Annotated in this window: 15 protein-coding genes; 7 read left to right on the top strand and 8 right to left on the bottom strand. The window is 61.1% G+C overall.

What is annotated here, in order from left to right:
- Positions 1-3 precede the first annotated feature (3 nt).
- The 5 genes from A7X77_RS17295 (at position 4) to A7X77_RS17315 (ending at position 4,397) form a co-directional block, all read left to right on the top strand.
- Positions 4-918 (top strand): ABC transporter permease, encoded by a 915-nt coding sequence (locus A7X77_RS17295; protein WP_064684084.1) that lies wholly within the window; start codon positions 4-6, stop codon positions 916-918.
- Complete coding sequence (locus A7X77_RS17300; protein ID WP_064684085.1) at positions 915-1,892, top strand: ABC transporter ATP-binding protein; 978 nt, start codon at positions 915-917, stop codon at positions 1,890-1,892. The genes A7X77_RS17295 and A7X77_RS17300 overlap by 4 nt, the downstream gene beginning before the upstream one ends.
- A complete protein-coding gene (locus A7X77_RS17305; protein ID WP_064684231.1) occupies positions 1,892-2,896 on the top strand; it encodes an ABC transporter ATP-binding protein in 1,005 nt (334 codons plus the stop codon). The genes A7X77_RS17300 and A7X77_RS17305 overlap by 1 nt, the downstream gene beginning before the upstream one ends.
- Before the next feature lie 275 nt (positions 2,897-3,171).
- Entirely contained in the window at positions 3,172-3,846 is a 675-nt protein-coding gene (locus A7X77_RS17310; RefSeq protein ID WP_064684086.1) for a L,D-transpeptidase, read from the top strand.
- A gap of 14 nt (positions 3,847-3,860) precedes the next feature.
- Entirely contained in the window at positions 3,861-4,397 is a 537-nt protein-coding gene (locus A7X77_RS17315; protein WP_064684087.1) for an OmpA family protein, read from the top strand.
- A gap of 60 nt (positions 4,398-4,457) precedes the next feature.
- On the opposite strand, the gene A7X77_RS17320 is transcribed toward A7X77_RS17315, so the two are convergent.
- Positions 4,458-6,917 carry a glycoside hydrolase family 3 C-terminal domain-containing protein gene (locus A7X77_RS17320; protein ID WP_064684088.1) on the bottom strand — a complete coding sequence of 820 codons (2,460 nt, stop codon included), beginning with the start codon at positions 6,915-6,917 and terminating at the stop codon, positions 4,458-4,460.
- A 110-nt stretch (positions 6,918-7,027) separates the two neighbouring features.
- On the opposite strand from A7X77_RS17320, the gene A7X77_RS17325 reads away from it, so the two are divergent.
- Positions 7,028-7,663 (top strand): TetR/AcrR family transcriptional regulator, encoded by a 636-nt coding sequence (locus A7X77_RS17325; RefSeq protein WP_064684089.1) that lies wholly within the window; start codon positions 7,028-7,030, stop codon positions 7,661-7,663.
- 80 nt (positions 7,664-7,743) lie between these two features.
- Here A7X77_RS17325 and A7X77_RS17330 read toward each other — a convergent pair whose 3' ends face one another.
- From A7X77_RS17330 to A7X77_RS17355, 6 genes are all read right to left on the bottom strand, one after another.
- Positions 7,744-8,046: a hypothetical protein gene (locus A7X77_RS17330; RefSeq protein ID WP_082928828.1), complete on the bottom strand. Its 303-nt coding sequence runs from the start codon at positions 8,044-8,046 to the stop codon at positions 7,744-7,746.
- A 102-nt stretch (positions 8,047-8,148) separates the two neighbouring features.
- Complete coding sequence (gene iolG, locus A7X77_RS17335) at positions 8,149-9,141, bottom strand: inositol 2-dehydrogenase (protein ID WP_064684090.1); 993 nt, start codon at positions 9,139-9,141, stop codon at positions 8,149-8,151.
- 42 nt (positions 9,142-9,183) lie between these two features.
- A complete protein-coding gene (locus A7X77_RS17340; protein WP_156668122.1) occupies positions 9,184-9,987 on the bottom strand; it encodes a TIM barrel protein in 804 nt (267 codons plus the stop codon).
- 79 nt (positions 9,988-10,066) lie between these two features.
- Positions 10,067-10,861 (bottom strand): ATP-binding cassette domain-containing protein, encoded by a 795-nt coding sequence (locus A7X77_RS17345; protein WP_040142174.1) that lies wholly within the window; start codon positions 10,859-10,861, stop codon positions 10,067-10,069.
- Positions 10,862-10,863: 2 nt separating this feature from the next.
- A complete protein-coding gene (locus tag A7X77_RS17350) occupies positions 10,864-11,985 on the bottom strand; it encodes an ABC transporter permease (RefSeq protein ID WP_064684091.1) in 1,122 nt (373 codons plus the stop codon).
- Positions 11,986-12,108: 123 nt separating this feature from the next.
- Positions 12,109-13,056: a sugar ABC transporter substrate-binding protein gene (locus A7X77_RS17355; RefSeq protein ID WP_064684092.1), complete on the bottom strand. Its 948-nt coding sequence runs from the start codon at positions 13,054-13,056 to the stop codon at positions 12,109-12,111.
- A gap of 174 nt (positions 13,057-13,230) precedes the next feature.
- Here A7X77_RS17355 and A7X77_RS17360 point away from each other — a divergent pair, with 174 nt between their 5' ends.
- The gene (locus A7X77_RS17360; protein WP_064684093.1) at positions 13,231-14,226 is read left to right on the top strand and encodes a substrate-binding domain-containing protein; all 996 of its coding nucleotides are present in this window, start codon (positions 13,231-13,233) and stop codon (positions 14,224-14,226) included.
- Positions 14,227-14,385: 159 nt separating this feature from the next.
- Here A7X77_RS17360 and A7X77_RS17365 read toward each other — a convergent pair whose 3' ends face one another.
- Positions 14,386-17,412: an alpha-mannosidase gene (locus A7X77_RS17365; RefSeq protein WP_064684094.1), complete on the bottom strand. Its 3,027-nt coding sequence runs from the start codon at positions 17,410-17,412 to the stop codon at positions 14,386-14,388.
- Between the last annotated feature and the right edge of the window lie 329 nt (positions 17,413-17,741).

Consider the following 17,741-nt stretch of genomic DNA (forward strand, 5'->3'; position numbering starts at 1 on the left):
CCCATGGCCGAACCAAACACGCAAGACACAAGCGCTCCAACGCCCGAACCCAGTCGTCTGTCGAAAGGGATCGCGGATTTCTTCAGCTCTCCGGCAGCCGCGATCGCCTTCCTCACGCTGGTGATCATCTGTTGCCTGGCGCTGTTTGCGCCATGGATCTCTCCGCAAAATCCCTATGATTTGATGCAGCTCGACATCATGGATGGTCGACTGCCGCCGGGGTCCGAATCCATGACCGGGCTTGTCTATCACCTCGGCACCGACAGCCAGGGCCGCGATATCCTGTCCGGCATCCTCTATGGCCTGCGCACCTCTTTGCTGGTAGGCGTTCTGTCGGCTTTCGCTGCTGCCATCATCGGAACCTCGGCCGGATTGTTCGCCGCTTACATGGGAGGGCGCACGGAAACCGCGATGATGCGGCTCGTCGACCTACAGCTCTCTTTTCCCACCATATTGATGGCGCTGATGATGCTCGCCGTGCTCGGCAAGGGCGTGCCCAATGTCGTGATCGCACTGATCATCGCCGAGTGGGCGACCTATGCCCGCACGGTCCGCGGCACCGCTCTGGTCGAGCGCGAGAAGGAATATATCGAGGCGGCCCGGATGCTGCGCCTGCCCGGATGGCGCATCCTCTTCAGGCACCTACTGCCGAACTGTCTTGCGCCGGTCATCGTCATCGCCACCATGCAGATCGCCAGGGCAATCGGCCTCGAAGCAACCTTGTCCTTCCTCGGTCTGGGTGCATCCGTGACCGAACCCTCGCTCGGCATGCTGATCTCGACCGGCTACCAGTATCTTCTGACGGGCCTCTACTGGATCAGCTTCTTCCCCGGCATTGCGCTTCTAATCACGATCGCGGCGATCAATCTCGTCGGCGACCGGCTGCGCGATGTGCTCAACCCGAGGAACATGTCATGACCCCATTGCTGCAAGTGAGCAATCTCGTCACCGAATTCGGTAGCGGCAAAGGTCGCCCCAGTCTTTGCGCCGTCAACGACGTATCGTTCACTGTGGAGCGCGGCAAGGTTCTTGGTCTTGTGGGGGAATCCGGATCCGGAAAGTCGGTAACCGGCTTCTCGATCATGCGGCTCCTCGATAGACCCGGCCGGGTGGCCGGCGGCCAGATCATCTTCGACGGCGCCGACATCGCGAAATATTCGGACGAGGAGATGCGGCAGCTGCGCGGCAAGCGGATCGCCATGGTATTCCAGGATCCGATGATGACTCTCAACCCGGTCCTGACGGTCGGTACGCAGATGGTGGAAGCCGTCCAGGCACACGACCGAGTCTCGAAGGATGCCGCCCGGCAGCGGGCGCGGGATGCTTTGGCGCTGGTCGGAATACCAAGCCCTGAAGAAAGGCTTGCCGCCTACCCGCATCAGTTTTCCGGCGGAATGCGTCAGCGCGTGGCGATTGCCATTGCGCTTCTTCACAAGCCCGACCTTATCATCGCCGATGAACCGACAACAGCGCTTGATGTGACGATCCAGAGCCAGATCATTTCCGAATTCCAGAAGCTCACGGAAGAGGGAAATACGGCGGTGATCTGGATCACCCACGATCTGGCGATCGTCTCAAGATTGGCCGACGAGATCGCCGTCATGTATGCCGGCCGCCTCGTCGAGACCGGCCCGGTGGGCAAGGTTCTGACCAATCCTCACCATCCCTACACCGCCGGTCTGATCGCGTCCGTTCCTTCGCAAAACAGACGCGGAGAGCCCCTCCACCAGATTCGAGGCATGACGCCGGCAATCAACCGCCTTCCACAGGGATGCAGTTTTCGTACGCGCTGTGACCGGACGACCGACGGCTGCCTGATCATGCCGACGCTCATGCCGGAAGGCGACCGCTCCTTCCGCTGCATTCATCCCGTTACGAAAGAGATAGCATGATGACGGCGATCGCCACGCCCCTGATCGAAGCGAGGAACGTGTCGCAGCGCTTCGGAGCCAAGCCCGACCTGGCCGCCAAGATCGCGCATAAGCTCAGGCTGGCCAAACCGGCACCTGTTGTTCAAGCGCTTGATAACGTCAGCCTTAGCATTCGACCCGGAGAGGTTGTCGGCCTTGTCGGCGAGAGCGGCTGCGGGAAGTCGACCCTCGGCCGCGCCATTGCAGGGATCACGTCGCCCAGCCACGGCCACATTCTCTGGAAAGGGATCGACCGAAGCGCCATGTCGAAAGGCGAGCAGCATCAGTTCGGTCTCGCCAGCCAGATGATCTTCCAGAACCCGATGGCGGCTCTCAACCCGCGCATGACCATCGAGGAGCTTATCTGGGAAGCGCCTCGAACGCATGGACTTGCCCGCTCGACGGAACGCGACGCCTATGTCGACAGGTATCTGATGCTGGCCGGTTTCGACCCGGCCATGAAAAAGCGATACCCGCACCAGTTTTCCGGTGGCCAGCGGCAGCGCGTCAATATTGCGCGCGCTCTCGCCGTGCAGCCGAAATTCCTCGTCTGTGACGAAAGCGTCGCAGCGCTCGACGTCTCCATCCAGGCTCAGGTCATCAACCTGTTCATGGAACTTCGCGACAAGCTTGACCTGACCTATTTGTTCGTCAGCCATGATCTCGGCGTCGTCGAACATATTTCCGATCGCGTTGCGATCATGTATCTCGGCCGGGTCGTCGAAGAGGCGCCCGTCGAGGAGGTTTTCAGCCGGCCCAATCATCCTTACACGAAAGCGCTCTTGGCCGAGGTGCCGCGCATCGAACCCGGCAAGCGGCAGTTCAAGCCCGTCGATGGCGAGCTTCCCAGCCCGATAAACCCGCCGGAAGGCTGTCACTTCCATCCGAGATGCCCGTTTGCGATGGATCGCTGCCGTCTGGAAGTGCCCGCAAAAAAGGAAGTTGCACCGGGGCACCTGTCGGCTTGCCATCTTAACGATGCATGACCCCGAACTCGCTCCTGGAACCGTGAGCGCAGTCGACCGCATACGCAGATATTTTCGAAGCGGCGTCAGGACTGCTGACAAGGATCCATCCGTTCAAGTGATCTGCGGGTTGCAGGGTGTAGCGTTCTCCTCTCGATCAACGATCGAAGCAAATATATCCAGAAGACCGCAACTCGATCCCGGTCTTTAGGAAGGGAAATAATTTTCTGTTGTCGCCAATGAAAAATCTGATTTACTGATACTCCGCTGCTTTGGCTTTGAGGGGGATATTGCCGATGGTGGGGACCCGCAGGGATATTTTGCTTGGTGGTTTGGCGTTACTTGGCGCCGCTGCAGTTCGGAAACCGGCATTCGCCGCAGCCTCGTCCTATTTTGACGGCATCCTCGTCGACAATGGCGTGACGTTCCGAAAGACCAACCTCGCCAAAGTCGACAAGCGGTGGCACCGACAGGTCGTCAAGTATTTCAGCAGCGAGCCGATCGGCACGGTTGTTGTCGACACAAGGCACCATTTTCTCTACGTGATCATGGAGAACAAGACCGCCATTCGCTATGGGGTCGGCGTCGGCCGCGAGGGCTTCAAATGGTTCGGTCGCGCCACGATCGACGCCAAATCGCTTTGGCCGCGCTGGACGCCGCCGCCGGAGATGCGCAAGCGCCATCCTGAACTGCCCGAATTCGTCGCGGGCGGCTCACCGAAGAATCCGCTCGGGCCTCGCGCCATGTATCTGCATCGTGACGGCGTCGATACCGGCTATCGCTTCCACGGCACGCTGGAGCCATGGAGCATCGGCAAGGACGCCTCGAGCGGCTGCATCCGTATGTTCAACGAAGACGCCATCGATCTTTACCAACGCTGCCCGATCGGCACCGCTGTACAGGTTCTGCCGCATATTGCCGACCAGGCCGAGAGCACCACGCAGGTCAGCCAAACAACCCCGGTCGAATAAGGAATCTTACCCTGATGTCTGCTACGACCGGATACACGAGCCGCCTTCTCGCCGCGGCCATGCTCCTGGCGCTTGCCGCCTGCTCCACCACCGAGATCGCTTCCCTGGAAGAACCGACTGCGGCGCCGATGACCGGCCAGACCAATGATCCGGCGCCGGGTTTCGAAAACGTCGCGGCCGGAAGCGAAGAGGATTTCATCCTCAATGTCGGCCGGCGGATCTACTTCAAGCAGGATTCCGCCACCCTCGATTCCGTCGCCATGGCAACGCTGGATAACCAGGCCGCCTGGCTCAACAGAAACCCGACCTGGCTGCTCAAGCTGCAGGGATTTGCCGACGATTCCGGCTCTGCCTCCCAGATGGAGACGCTGTCGCAGAGGCGCGCCGACGCGGCGATGGCCTATCTCGCCTCGAAGGGCGTCGACCCGAAGCGCATGTGGGCCAAGGGCTATGGCAACGATCGAGAAGTCCGCGACTGCACGGACCGCTCCTGCAAGGTGCAGAACCGGCGTGTCGTCACCAATCTGCGTGCGCAACCGGACGCGGCCTGATCGCAGATTCGACCACTCGACGCCCGCGTAGACGCGCCAACCGGTTCCGGGACCTCCTGTCTAGGAGGACGGCAACTCGTAGCTGGATGATGACGGCAGATCGAGCACGAACCTGATATCCGCTGCATTCGCCGCCACGACCAGCTGGTAATTGCCGGCTTCGGCACGGAACGCGCCGGCTTCGACGTCGAAATAAGCGAGATCGCGCGGCCGGATTTGCATTACGGCCGTGCCGGTCTCGCCTGGCTGCAGCGATAGCTTGGCGAACGCGCGCAGCTCCTTGTCCGGCCGCGCCACCTTGGTCTTTGGCGAACGCACATAGAGCTGCACCAGTTCGGATCCGGCACGGTCGCCGACATTGGTCAGGTCGACGCTGACGGTGACGCCGTCGGAACCCATTTCGCCGGCCGACAGCCGCGGCTCGCTCCAACGGAAGCGGGTATAGCCGAGGCCGAAGCCGAAGGGGAAGAGCGGTTCGACGGCGTGTGTATCGTGATGACGATAGCCGACGAAGATGCCTTCGGCGTAGCGCACATGGCCATCCTTGCCGGGATAGACGGCGGGATCGCCCGTCATGGCGGAATTGTCGGCAAGCGTCTTCGGAAAGGTCTGCGGCAGGCGCCCACTAGGCTCGACATCGCCGAACAGGACATCGGCGACGGCATTGCCGAGTTCCTGCCCCGGATACCAGATCTGCAGCACGGCGCGAACCTTGCCGAGCCAGGGCATTTCCACCGGACCGCCGGTCTGCAGCACGACCACCGTGTTGGCGTTGGCGGCCGCAACCCGCTCGATCAGTTCCTCCTGTCGGCCGGGGAGCCGCATGTCGGGCAGGTCCAGTCCCTCGGTATCCCATTCGCCGTCGCGGCCGACAAAGAGAAGCGCCACATCGGCATTGCGCGCCGTCTCGACGGCCGACTCGATATCGGCTTCGCCGAGCGGCTTTTCGACGCCGAAGCGCACAGCGATGAGGTTGATGCCCTCCTCAGTCGCGGTGGACGGCTCATATTCGACGGTGATCTTGTATGATCGTCCGGCCTCGAGGGGCACCGCCCCGCGCTGTTCGTCATTGGCGGTGCCGAAATAATTCTTGCCGCGTGTCCAGCCGTCGCGGCCATCGACCGTTAGCCGGCCATCGACGAAGAGCCGCGCCAGTCCGGCGTTGGTCATGCCGAAGACGTGATCGCCGCTCTCCTCCGGCACGAAATGCATTGTCATGCGGGCCGAAAAATCGGCCGGGTCGAGATCGCCCGACGGCAACTCGAACCAGAAGAATTCGCACTTGTCGACGGTTTCGACATGCAGCGGCTCGCCCTTGCAGCCGCGGCCCTTGAAATATTCGACGGAGATCTTGCCCTTGAACACGTCGATCAGGCGGTTGTGGCGGCAGCCAACCGCGTGGCTGATGCTGTTGGCGTTGGAGAGGGAGGCGCGGATGCCTTCGAGCGGGCTGACCGTATAATGCGCGGCGATCTGCGCGCTGCCGCCGCCCATGACGCGCGCGCTTGCGGCATTAGGGCCGATGACGGCGATGCGATCGAGGGAGGTTTTGGCAAGCGGCAGGATGCCGTCATTCCTCAGGAGCACAGCGCCTTCCGCGCCGAGACGCCGGATCAGCGCCCTGTCTTCCGGCAGGTCGACCGCCCGCTCGCTCAGATCGGGTTTCTTCTCGAACGCGCCGACCCGCTCGAGGAGAAGCAGCATGCGCCGCGCCGCAGCGCGTACCGTCGCGGCCTCGACCTTGCCCTCGCGCACGGCCGCGACCAGTTTGTCGCCGCGGTCGCGCGCCGGACCCGGCATTTCGAGATCCAGGCCGGCATTGATCGTCTCAGCCGTCGAATGCGATCCAAACCAGTCCGACATCACGATGCCGTCGAACCCCCACTCCTCGCGCAGCACCTTGGTCAGCAGCCAGTGATGCTCGCTCGTATAGGTGCCGTTGAGGCGGTTATAGGAGGACATGACGGCCATCACGCCGGCGCGCTGCACCGCCTGTTCGAAGGGCGGCAGGTAGATTTCGCGAAGTGTCCGCTCGTCGATATCGGAAGACATGGTCTGCCGCTCGATCTCCGATTCATTGCCGGCGAAATGCTTGATCGTCGCTGCGATCCCCTCGCCCTGCACGCCCTCGATATAAGCGACGGCCATTTCCGCGGTCAGCATCGGGTCTTCGGAATAACATTCGAAATTGCGGCCGTTGAGGCCGGAGCGATGGATATTGACCGTCGGCGCGAGCAGCACGGCGGCACCCTTGCTCTTTGCCTGGCGCGCAAGTGCCGCGCCCATCTGCTTGACCAGGCCTGGATTCCAGCTGGCCCCGAGCGCAATGGCGACGGGAAAGCAAGTAGCCTTGACGCCGGCGACCAATGAGCCGGCGCCGCGCACTCCATTCGGCCCGTCCGTCACCTTGATCTTCGGCACGCCGAGACGCTCGACTGGAACCGTCGTCCAGAAATCGGCGCCCGACAGCAGCGAGACCTGCTCCTCCAGCGTCATTTGGTCGAGAATGGAATCGATCATGCAAACCTCCCAAGCAAGCTCTTAAACCTACCGATTACTCGGTATTTTTAAGATGTCAATCGGGCAAAGCTGATGTATGGAAGGAGAGCATGGGAAAGTAGCGGGGAACGATGGCAGAATTGTCAGAACAGAATGGCGCGGAGGAAAAGCGCCGCCGCCGCTCCCGCAAGGGGGAGACACGCCGTGCGGAGATTCTGGCGGCGGCGATGCGGCGCTTTGCCGAAGACGGCTATCAGAACGCGGCGATCGGCGATATCGCCCGCGATGTCGGCCTGTCGCTGCCGGGTCTGTTGCATCACTTCCCGACCAAGGTCGATCTGCTGCTGGCGATCCTCGCCAAGCGCGATCTCGATAGCGCCGATTTCATCGGCCACTATCGCGCCGATCTTCGCGGCCTGCTCAGGGGCATGGTCGAAATCTTCCGCCGCAACGCCGGAATGATCGAGGTCATCAGGGCCTTCGCCATCCTGAATGCCGAAAGCCTGATGAAGGACCACCCCGCCAAGGCCTGGTTTCTCGATCGCACCACGGAGATGCAGAAGCACATCGCCGCGACTTTCGAGCGGGCCGTCGCCGACGGCACGATCAATGCCGGCATCGACGGGCAAGCGATGGCGGCCGAACTGATCGCCGTGATGGACGGCCTGCAGATGCTCTGGCTGCGCGAGCCTGATCGCTTCGATATGGTCGGCGGCCTCGAAGCCTATATCAACCGCCTGCAGACGAGCCTCGGCCTGGAGGGCTGAAACGACCTCCGGTTCGGTGGTGGCATCTTCACCCGTTGAAGCGCATCGGATCGACGGTTGCGCGATGGCGGCTGGGAGACTTAATGCGGATGCAACATACCTTTGGAGCGTTCTCGAACATAGCTGGCACAGAGTTTCTTCAGGCACCGGTACGATCCAATTCCGAGAAGGCTGCTCAGCCTTATAACTGTCGTTTGCGAAACGCCGCAGTTTTTTGCGACTGCTGCAGCGCTCTCGAAGGCAATCATGTCCGGCTGCTCAAGCATCCGCCTGGCCACCTGTTCCACTTGGTGTGGGAGGAGGATTCGTCCCTCAGCGATGAACTGTTTCAGTTCCTGAAAAGTTTGAGGACGTTGATCTCTCAAAGGACGCATGGCTGACATTGGCGCCTCCGTGGCAGATGCGTTTCGAGCAGGATAAATCGTCGCATTTGGGGGAATGGGCGACGCAGCTTGCGATGTGGACCGGACTGCATCGCCATGACGTCAATTGACGGCAACCGGCCTGCCTGTCTGCCAGCTCACAGTGGCGGCCTCTGCCAATTTCTGAGCCTGAAGGCCATCCAGCCCCCCTGGCCTCGGCGAGGGGTTGCCACTGTCGATCGCTTCGATGAAGGCGTTGATCTCGTTGGCGTAGGCCTGTGCATAGCGTTCGAGGAAGAAATATTGAACAGGATCGCCGCTGACGCCGTTTGCATTGGAAAGCTCGACGCTCGTCGCATGGATATTCTTCGCCGCAAGCATACCGGCAGCTCCATGCACTTCAATGCGCTGGTCATAGCCATAAGTCGCCCGGCGAGAATTGGTGATGACGGCAATGCGGCCCGAAGCCGTCTGCATTTGCACGGCGGCGGTATCCACATCGCCCTCGGCCCCGATTGCCTTGTCGACGAGAGACGACCCAAGCGCGTTCACGACGACGAATTCCTCGCCCATGAGGAAGCGGGCCATGTCGAAGTCGTGGATCATCATGTCGCGGAACAGACCACCGGAGGATTTGACGTAGTCGGCAGGCGGCGGCGCTGGATCCCGGCTGGTGATCGTCACGATTTCGATTGCGCCGACTTCGCCCCGGCGCAGGCGCTCTTCCACACTCGCGAAGTTGGGGTCAAAGCGGCGATTGAAACCGATCATCAAGGTCGACGTGTTTTTCTCAACGACCTCGAGGCAGGTATTGATGCGCTCGACCGAGAGGGAGACCGGCTTTTCGCAAAGGATCGCCTTGCCAGCTCGCGCCGCCGCCTCGATGAGATCGGCGTGGCTCGGGGTCGGCGTCGCGATAAGGATCGCATCCACGTTTGGGGAATTGATGACGTCCTCCGGGTCGCCCACCTCGGCGCCGGTCTGCGAGGCAAGCGTCTCTGCCGATGCCTTGAATGCATCCGCCACATAGGCAAGCTTCGCCTTCGGGTTCGCCGCGATAGTTGCGGCATGCACCTTGCCTATGCGGCCGGCGCCGATCACTCCAAATCTGATCATTGATGTCTCTCCATTATATGTAGGTCTTAACTATCGAAATATTCAAACGGTGAAGGCCTCGCGAAAGCGGGCAACCGCCATCTCGTCGTCGCCGGAAGCCCAGGCCTCCATACCGATCGTGCCGCGGTAACCCATGTCCTTGAGCGCCCGGGCGATGGCCTTGTAGTTGATCTCGCCGGTGCCCGGTTCCATGCGACCGGGCACATCCGCCACCTGGATTTCGCCGATATAGGGCAGCGCGCGCCGGCATAGCTCGATCAGGTTTCCTTCGCCGATCTGGGCATGATAGAGGTCCAGATTGAGCTTCAACGCCGGCCGGTTAACGGACGAGACGAGCGCGAGCGTATCCTCGGCCTTGGCAAACGGCGTCCCGGGGTGATCGACTGCCTGATTGAGGTTTTCGAGCACGAAAGTCACACCCTCCTGCTCCCCGAGGTCGGCGATGCGGTTCAGCGTATCGCGCGCCTTGAGCCACATTGAACCAGTCACTTCGTTGGCCTTGACGACCGGCAGCCCGTTGCCGTCGAGACCCGTACCGTGCAGGTTGAGACGCGGGCAGTTCAGCTGTTGGGCGACGGGGATCGATAACTTCGCGGTTCGCAATAATTCTTCCGCGCCTTCATCATCGGCGAGCGTGCCGGTCACATAGCCAGTCATCGACGAGAAGACCGCCCCGGATCTTGCAAGAGCAGCGATGTCATGTTTCGTCCAGTCCCAGATCTCGGCCTGGAAGCCGAGTTCGGTGATACGCTTCAGCCTGTCGACAACAGGAAGCGACTTGAAAACCATCTCGGCGCAGACCGCGAGCGTAAAGGGGGATGAGATATTCGACGGACCGTCGTTCATGACCGTTTCCATGTTTGATGACAGAAAAAGCGGGCAGCCTTTGAAAGCCAATGGTCGCCGCCTCCGGGTAAAGCCAGGGCTAGATCGTACCGCCGAGCTCTTCGGACAGTTGCTGCAGTTCCTTGCCGCCGGCCATGAGGTTCTGAAGCTCGTCCATCGCGATATCCGCCTTGGCAAAAGTGCCGAGCGTCTGGCCGCGATTGAGGATGGTGAAGCGGTCCGCGACCGCATAGGCGTGCCGAACATTGTGGGTGATGAAAATCACTCCCAGTCCGTTCTGCCGGACCTGGTGGATGTATTTCAGCACCATCGAAGTTTGCGCCACGCCGAGCGCCGAGGTGGGCTCATCGAGGATGAGGATCTTGGCACCGAAATAGACCGCACGCGCAATCGCAACGCATTGGCGTTCGCCACCCGACAGTGTGCCCACCGCCTGATTGGGATCGCGGATATCAATGCCGATTTTGCGCATCTCTTCGCGCGTCACATCGTTGCAGTGCGCGAGGTCGAAGTGACGGAATGGGAAGATGCCTTTGCGTGGCTCCCGCCCCATGAAAAAATTGCGGGTGATCGACATCAGCGGAATCATGGCAAGGTCCTGGTAGACCGTCGCAATCCCCGCATCGAGGGCATCGCGCGGGCTGCGGAAGTTGACGGGCTTGCCTTCGACCAGGAAGACACCTCCGCTTGGCCGGACGACACCGGACAGCGTCTTGATCAAGGTGGATTTGCCCGCACCATTGTCTCCGAGGAGACAAAGCACCTCTCCGGCCGACACTTGCATCGACACGCCGTTGAGAGCGATCACGGAGCCGTAGTGCTTGACGATATCGGTTACTTCGATGATCGGCGTTCGGTTATTGACGTCTGGCATGATCAGCGCTCCCCGGTAACCTTGCGGCGGATGAAATTGTTGAAGAGAACAGCCAGCAGCAGCATCGAGCCGAGGAAGACCTGAAACCAGTCGGAGTCGAACCTGGTATAGGTCAGGCCGATGGAGACCGAGCCGAAGATGATCGCTCCGAAGAAGGCGCCGATCGCCGACCCATAGCCGCCTGTGAGCAGGCACCCGCCAATGACGGCAGCGATGATCGCCTCGAACTCTTTTTGAAAACCGCGTCGGGCGTCGGTCGAGCCGGCGTCAAGCACGGTGATGATGGCGACCAGCGCGGCGGCACATGCCGTCAACGCGAACAGGCCGGTTTTCACCCTATGGACCGGGACACCTGAGTTTCTTGCTGCATTCGGATCGCCGCCGGCAGCGAAGATCCAGTTGCCCATACGGGTGCGCAGCAGGACCCATGTTGCAGCCAGGGCAAGCACGACGAACCACAGGACCGACACGGGGATGCCCGTGACCTTCGGCAGGCCGTTCGGGAACTTGTCGATCAGGTCGTGATCTGCGAGCCAGACGAATACGCCCTTCAGCGCATCGCCGGAAAAGAGCCCGAGCAGCGGACTGTCCTTCACATGGTCGCCGATGCCGCGAAGCTGCGTCGAGCCGCCGGTGGCCCCTTTCAGACCGACGAGGGTCAAGCCGCGCAGTATGAAGAGAAATGCCAGGGTCACGATGAACGACGGCAAGCGGGTGTGAATGACGATCTGCCCATTGATCGCGCCCATGAACGCCGCAAACAGCATTGTCATGACGATGGCAACCGAAAGCGGTTGACCAAAATTGGTCAGGATGACGCCGAAGATCAATCCTGCGAAAGCCACCATCGAGCCGATCGAGAGATCGAACTCTCCGCCGATCATGAGCAGTGCCGCCGCAATGGCGAGGATTCCCAATTGCGATGCCGGCGCCATGATGGTCATCAGGCCCGAAAGAGAAAACATCGTCGAATCTGCAGTGAGAAAGAAAAAGACGATGACGAGAACAAGGCCCGCCACGGCGCCCAATTCGGGCCGCCGCATCAAGTGTGTTAAAAAACTCACTTGTTTGACGCGCTCATCAACCGTCGGCGCAGCCGCCGTGTTCTGCTCAAGCGAAGCCATAACTCCTCCCGTGGAATCTTTATTTCGAGGTAGCAGCGGCGCTGCTCGGCCGCGCTCTGTCAACCGAACCCCCTCCCCTTGAGGGGGAGGAGATTCTGAGAGAATGCCTTCCGTCAGTTCTGGTCAGCGAATGCCCTTGGCGGAAAGATCGACGACCTGGGCGGCTTTTTCCTTGGTGATAAGATTGGGGCCGGATGGCACATTACCGCCAGGGATCAGCCCGTATTTGGCGTAGTTGGCCAGAAACACGACGGGCAGATAACCCTGCAGGAACTGCTGCTGATCGATCGCGAAGGCTGCCTTGCCGTCGGCCACTGCCGTCAGGAAATCTGCCGAAAGGTCGAAGGTCGCGACATTGATCTTGCCGGTCATTCCAACATCCTCGACAGCGGCCAGGGACGGCTCGCCGGCGGTGCCGGCGCCAAGCGCCATGACGGTATCAACCGCCGCATTGGAGCTCAGTGCCGCCTTGACCTTCGCGCGAACGTCGGCAGGATCGTTGCTGACGGGCAGAACCGTGACCTTGCCGCCAAAACCGTCTGCGAAGCCCTTACAGCGCAGATCGAGCGCGACATTGCCGACCTCCTGGTTGACGCACAAGCCTTCCTTGCCGCCCAGCTCATGCAGTTTTGCACCGGCGGCCTTGCCCGCGGTGTATTCGTCCTGGCCGACATGCAGAAGCACCCCCAATTCCTTCGAAACGTCGGATCCGGAGTTGATCGAAATAACCGGAATGCCGGCGGCCACGGCCTTCTTGATGGACGGACCGAGCGCCGATGCGTCCGGGATGGAGACGATCAGCCCATCGGGCTTCTGATTGATGGCCGCATCGATGAGCTGCCCCATCGAGACCATGTCGAATGTTTCCGGCGCCCGATAGTCGACGCTGACGCCGATATCCTTCGCAGCTGCGTTGACGCCGTTCTTAACCACGGACCAGAACGGGTCATTGGCCTGGCCATGGGTAACCGCAACGATGCGAATGTCCGCCGCATTGACGATTGCTGAAGAGCACATGAATGCAACAGCGACGGCAGCGCCCGCGAAAAGCGATTTCAAACCAAATTTCATCTAACCCTCCCAAAAACAGTCCGCTTCATACGGACCCGCCATTGCTACCGGTAGCAATCCTATTTGCACCCGGTAGCAAGCACGAGCAAACTACTTTATTGTCGGCAAAAATCAAGCATCTATTCCATTTTTATTTTCTTATGGAATATTCATTCCAAACAGGAGGAGACAGTCATGCGCAAAAGGGCGACGGCAAGGGAGGTGGCTGAAGCTGCCGGCGTATCGAAATGGACGGTCATCCGTGCGTTTACACCAGGTGCATCCATTACCGAAGCCAGCCGGCAAAAGGTGCTTCAGGCCGCCGAGGCGCTGAACTATTCGCCGAACCTGCTTGCCCGCAGCCTGGCCACAAACATCACGCATCAGGTCGCGGTCTTCGTCGACGACTTCGCCAATCCGCACAAGCTTCCGGTTCTGGAGATGCTCTCCGAGCGCCTGCAGGCGGAGGGACTACTGACTGTATTGATCAATATCAATCGGCACTTCGATCACGTTCACGCGCTGATCAATGCCGACCAACGGCAATTCGACGCGGTGATCCTGTTCGGGACGGCATTTCGGGAGGAAACTCTCGGCGATCGACGCCTCGGCCCAGGTTTTCCCCCGATGTTCGTTCTGGCAAGAGACAGCCAGATCCCCGGCGTCCCGGCAATCGCCTGCGATGCGGAACTCGCCCTCAGCCAAATGGTCGATTACCTGTTCGACAAGGGCTATCGCCGTCCGGGCTTCATGACGGGAGCAAGAACCCTGTCGACGGCACTCGGCCGGCGCCATCATTACGCGAATTTCTGGCGGCGGAAGGGCGTCGAGAGCGTCGTAGAGCTCAATACAGACCGGTACAGTGCTGAGGCGGGCGCCGAAGCGGCGCGAGCCTATCTGAGCGCTACCCCGCCCCCCTCGCGCGTCGATGTGTTGATGTGTGAAAATGACATTCTGGCGTTAGGAGCCATGGATACGGCCCGCAGTGAATTTGGTTGCCGCGTGCCGCAAGACCTTGCGGTGGCCGGTTTCGACAATATCGCGCTTGGCGCGACGCCGGCCTATGGCCTGACGACTTACGAGCAGCCCACTTATGACATGATCAACACGATCGTGGAGATGATTACCGGAGTCCGGGCCGTCGAAACAGTCACCTTGCCAGGGCATCTGGTTCCCAGGCTATCCGCCTGATTGCCGTTGACGGGAACCGCGCCAGATACGACTTATCGCATCAGCGCCGGAAGCGGATAGGCACTGGGAACCAGCCGATCGGACGGGCTGGTTCGCGTGACGGCGCGGATCGGGAGCGGTGAACGCCAGCATCGGCTGGGCGTCATCTCAACAGCAGTCTCAGGCCCTTTGCAGCTTCCAGGTCCTGATCTCAAACGGCATGATCTCGGCAGGTCCTTTCCGCTCCATCGGCTCTTCGAGAATGTTGAGCGGCTGCGAGGCCGACCATCCGGACGGCAACGCAAGGGAGAGGCGTCCACGCCGGCCGGCAGGTTCGTAGAGGCGCAGGATCAGGCCATCCCCCTCTTCCGCCGTTTTCAGGCCGGAAAAGGCGACGGGAGTGCCGGCGACGGTGAGCGGCGCGAAAGTGCCGGCTGAAAGGCCCTGGGCCTCATTGGTCACGAGCGGCTGGTTGAGATCGATTGCCTCATCGAGAACGCCGCCTTCATGCCAGGCGCCGTCATGCGGCATCAGCGCATAGGTGAAGCTCTGCTCGCCTTCGTCGGCCAACGGATCCGGATAGATCGGTCCGCGCACCAGGCTCATGCCGATCACATTGCCGCGGGCGCTATGACCGTATTTGGCATTGTTGAGCAGTGCCACGCCGAAGCCCGGCTCGCTAATATCGACGAAACGATGGGCAACGGCCTCGAACATCGCCTGTTCCCAGGAGGTATTGGTGTGTGTCGCCCGCTCGACGATGCCGAAGGCGCATTCGAACGTTGCTTTGCGGGCCTTTACATCGATGGGATTGAGGGTGCGCAGCAGCGTGCGGCGGTCATGCCACTCGATCGTCGTTTCAATGTCGAGCCGCTTGGCATTGGCGCTGAGCACGTAGGTCTGCGTGACGCTCGAATTCCGGTAGCGATGAACGACACGGATCGCCGCGCGGTGCGGGCCGCTTTCGACGAGGCTGATGCTTTCGGGCGCTTCGAGACGGACGGCCTTTTCGGCATAATCGGCATCGATATCCCAGGCGTCCCAGTTGCGGGGCTTGTCGGCCGGATAGACCCAGAGCTGGTTTGCCGAGCCGTCGACCGCTTCGCGGCTGCTCGCCTTATGAACGAGGCTCGCAACCGCGCCGTCCTTGCCGATGACGACCGCGAGATGATCGTTTTCCAGACGATCGGAACCTGCCTTCAGCCCGCCCGCCGGCTTGAGCGCCTGCCTGTCGAAGACGGCAACGGACAGAGGGGCGACGATATCAGCGGCCGCGACGACCGTGCCGTCGGCAAGCTTGGCGCTGAGGGTCCGCGGCGCAAGCGACGGATTGACGACGACGAGGGCATTGCCGATCCCGCCCTTCGGCAGTTGGGCCGAAAGCGCCTGCAGGGCCTTTGCCTGCTCGGACTTGGCATTGTCGATAACGCCGCCAAGCTCCTGCTCGGCATCCTGGTAGACCTCGCGGATGCTCGATCCCGGCAGGATGTCGTGGAACTCGTTCTTCAGCACCACGCGCCAATCCGCCTCCAGGCTCTTGGGCTTGTCCGCGCCCAGCATATGGGCAAGCGAAGCGATGGTCTCGGCGGTGATCAGCGCGCGCTCGGCCTGGCGGTGCTTGCGCTTGACGCCGCTTTGGGTCGTTAGCGTCGCGCGGTGCAGTTCGAGATAGATCTCGCCGTCCCAGACGGGCAGGCTCTTCTCCGATGCGGTGCGGTGCGCCTCTTCATAGAAGCCCTTGACCGTGCCCCAGCGCGCCTGCGGAATGGCAGGAAAATCGCGTAGCTGCACTTCGCGCTCCACCATTTCGGGCGTCACGCCGCCGCCGCCATCGCCGTAGCCCACGGCGAGAAGCGAGGCGTGATGCTGCATTTTGCCGCGGAAATTCTTCCAGGTCGGCACGTAGCAATCGGCCTGCACGAAGCCGTTATAGCCCTGCATCGGATTGTCGAAGGTGTGGGTCAACACCTGGCTGCCGTCGAGGCCCTTCCACCAGAAGAGATCGGAAGGGATATGATTGGTTTCGCTCCAATTGACCTTGATGGTGAAGAAGCTGTCGATCCCGCCTTGCCTCAGGATCTGCGGCAGCGCGCCGGAGAAGCCGAAGCAGTCCGGCAGCCAGCAGACCGAATGGCGCGCGCCGAAGGTCTTTTCGAAATAGCGCTGGCCGTAGAGAACCTGGCGGACGAGGCTCTCACCGGTCGGCATATTGGTATCGGGTTCGACCCACATGCCGCCGACGGTTTCCCACTTCCCCTCCGCGACCTTCCGCTTGATGCGATCGAGGAGCTCCGGATCCTCCTCCTCCATCTGCGCGTAATAATGGGCGGTCGACTGGTTGAAGCGGAAATCGTCGGAACGCTCCATTAGCGACAGCGCCGTGTTGAAGGTGCGCCGCATCTTCCGCCGCGTCTCGCGGTAGGGCCAGAGCCAGGCGAGATCGATATGCGCATGGCCCGTCAGCACCAGCTCGCCATTCGGCGGAAAGCGTTTCTGCAGCGCCTTCAACCGCGCCGTCAGCGCCTCGAAAGCGGAAGCCGCCGAGGCGCTCTGCTCGTCGGTAAGGCCCGCCGGATTTTCCTGGAGCTCCGGCAATTCCCAGATCTTCTGCTGCATGACGGCGTCGGCGGTGCGGGAGACGTAAGCGGCCGTATCCGACGGCCAGTCGAGGCTGCGCAAGGCGTGCTCGGCCGCATCCATCATATGCGGCACAACTTCATGTTCGCCGAGCACCTCGATCGCTTCTGCCACCTGCTTCAACAGAAGATGCAGGCGATGGGCCGGGCCGTCGAGCCAGATCAGCCGGGCCTTATTGAGCCTCGGCGCCCGGTTCGGCTCGCCGAAGGGAAAGCGCGCGACGCTTTCCGTCGCAATCGAAAAGCGGCGGCCCTTGATCGAAAATTCCTGGTGGTAGGGATCAAGTCCGAACGTCTCACTTTGACCATCAGGATAGCTCAGCGTAATCAGGCTCTCGCCGCCGAGATCGAGCTGCAGGCGGATATCCTCGAGCGGCCAGCCCACCGGGGCCTCAGCGCTTGCGGCGAAATGCACGACCCCCTGGCGGTGCGGCCAGTCCTGATGATGGCCGATCGGCTCGCCCTCGAAGGTCCAGCCATCGATCGGGCTACTCTGCCGATCCCGCCAATGCGCGAGCTCCGCAATGCGGACTTTGAGGCGATCGAGGCGTTGGGCAATGGTCAAAGGCATGGCTTATCCCTGTTCAAAAAATCGGCGGCGAACAATCCGGACTCGTGGGTTTTGGGAGATGAAGGATGGTGCGACAGAGCTCGCTATTGCCGGCCCCTCCTCCCAGCGGGTCCTGCCGAGTCTTTAGATTAAGTAACTTTGATTTGCCGTCAAGTGCAAAGGACACCGTACAAGATGGGCGAAGGCACCGGCCGAGGGCCAGATCACCCGAATTCTGCAAGAAAATGGCGGACAGTTCATTGTCGGAGGCGCGTTTTCGGGCATCACTGGCACCGACAACGACGACATTATCCGTGCGGGTCCGAATAGCTCGGTGAACGGTGGTGCCG

Source organism: Rhizobium bangladeshense, assembly GCF_001662075.1.
Taxonomy (GTDB): domain Bacteria; phylum Pseudomonadota; class Alphaproteobacteria; order Rhizobiales; family Rhizobiaceae; genus Rhizobium; species Rhizobium bangladeshense_B.

Excerpts from the sequence above, each read along its gene's own strand:
- A7X77_RS17325 (WP_064684089.1), top strand. The coding sequence starts at position 7,028 with ATGGCAGAATTGTCAGAACAGAATGGCGCGGAGGAAAAGCGCCGCCGC.
- A7X77_RS17310 (WP_064684086.1), top strand. The coding sequence starts at position 3,172 with ATGGTGGGGACCCGCAGGGATATTTTGCTTGGTGGTTTGGCGTTACTT.
- A7X77_RS17300 (WP_064684085.1), top strand. The coding sequence starts at position 915 with ATGACCCCATTGCTGCAAGTGAGCAATCTCGTCACCGAATTCGGTAGC.
- A7X77_RS17295 (WP_064684084.1), top strand. The coding sequence starts at position 4 with ATGGCCGAACCAAACACGCAAGACACAAGCGCTCCAACGCCCGAACCC.
- A7X77_RS17355 (WP_064684092.1), bottom strand. The coding sequence starts at position 13,056 with ATGAAATTTGGTTTGAAATCGCTTTTCGCGGGCGCTGCCGTCGCTGTT.
- A7X77_RS17305 (WP_064684231.1), top strand. The coding sequence starts at position 1,892 with ATGACGGCGATCGCCACGCCCCTGATCGAAGCGAGGAACGTGTCGCAG.
- A7X77_RS17350 (WP_064684091.1), bottom strand. The coding sequence starts at position 11,985 with ATGGCTTCGCTTGAGCAGAACACGGCGGCTGCGCCGACGGTTGATGAG.
- A7X77_RS17345 (WP_040142174.1), bottom strand. The coding sequence starts at position 10,861 with ATGCCAGACGTCAATAACCGAACGCCGATCATCGAAGTAACCGATATC.
- A7X77_RS17320 (WP_064684088.1), bottom strand. The coding sequence starts at position 6,917 with ATGATCGATTCCATTCTCGACCAAATGACGCTGGAGGAGCAGGTCTCG.
- iolG (WP_064684090.1), bottom strand. The coding sequence starts at position 9,141 with ATGATCAGATTTGGAGTGATCGGCGCCGGCCGCATAGGCAAGGTGCAT.
- A7X77_RS17340 (WP_156668122.1), bottom strand. The coding sequence starts at position 9,987 with ATGAACGACGGTCCGTCGAATATCTCATCCCCCTTTACGCTCGCGGTC.
- A7X77_RS17360 (WP_064684093.1), top strand. The coding sequence starts at position 13,231 with ATGCGCAAAAGGGCGACGGCAAGGGAGGTGGCTGAAGCTGCCGGCGTA.
- A7X77_RS17365 (WP_064684094.1), bottom strand. The coding sequence starts at position 17,412 with ATGCCTTTGACCATTGCCCAACGCCTCGATCGCCTCAAAGTCCGCATT.
- A7X77_RS17330 (WP_082928828.1), bottom strand. The coding sequence starts at position 8,046 with ATGTCAGCCATGCGTCCTTTGAGAGATCAACGTCCTCAAACTTTTCAG.
- A7X77_RS17315 (WP_064684087.1), top strand. The coding sequence starts at position 3,861 with ATGTCTGCTACGACCGGATACACGAGCCGCCTTCTCGCCGCGGCCATG.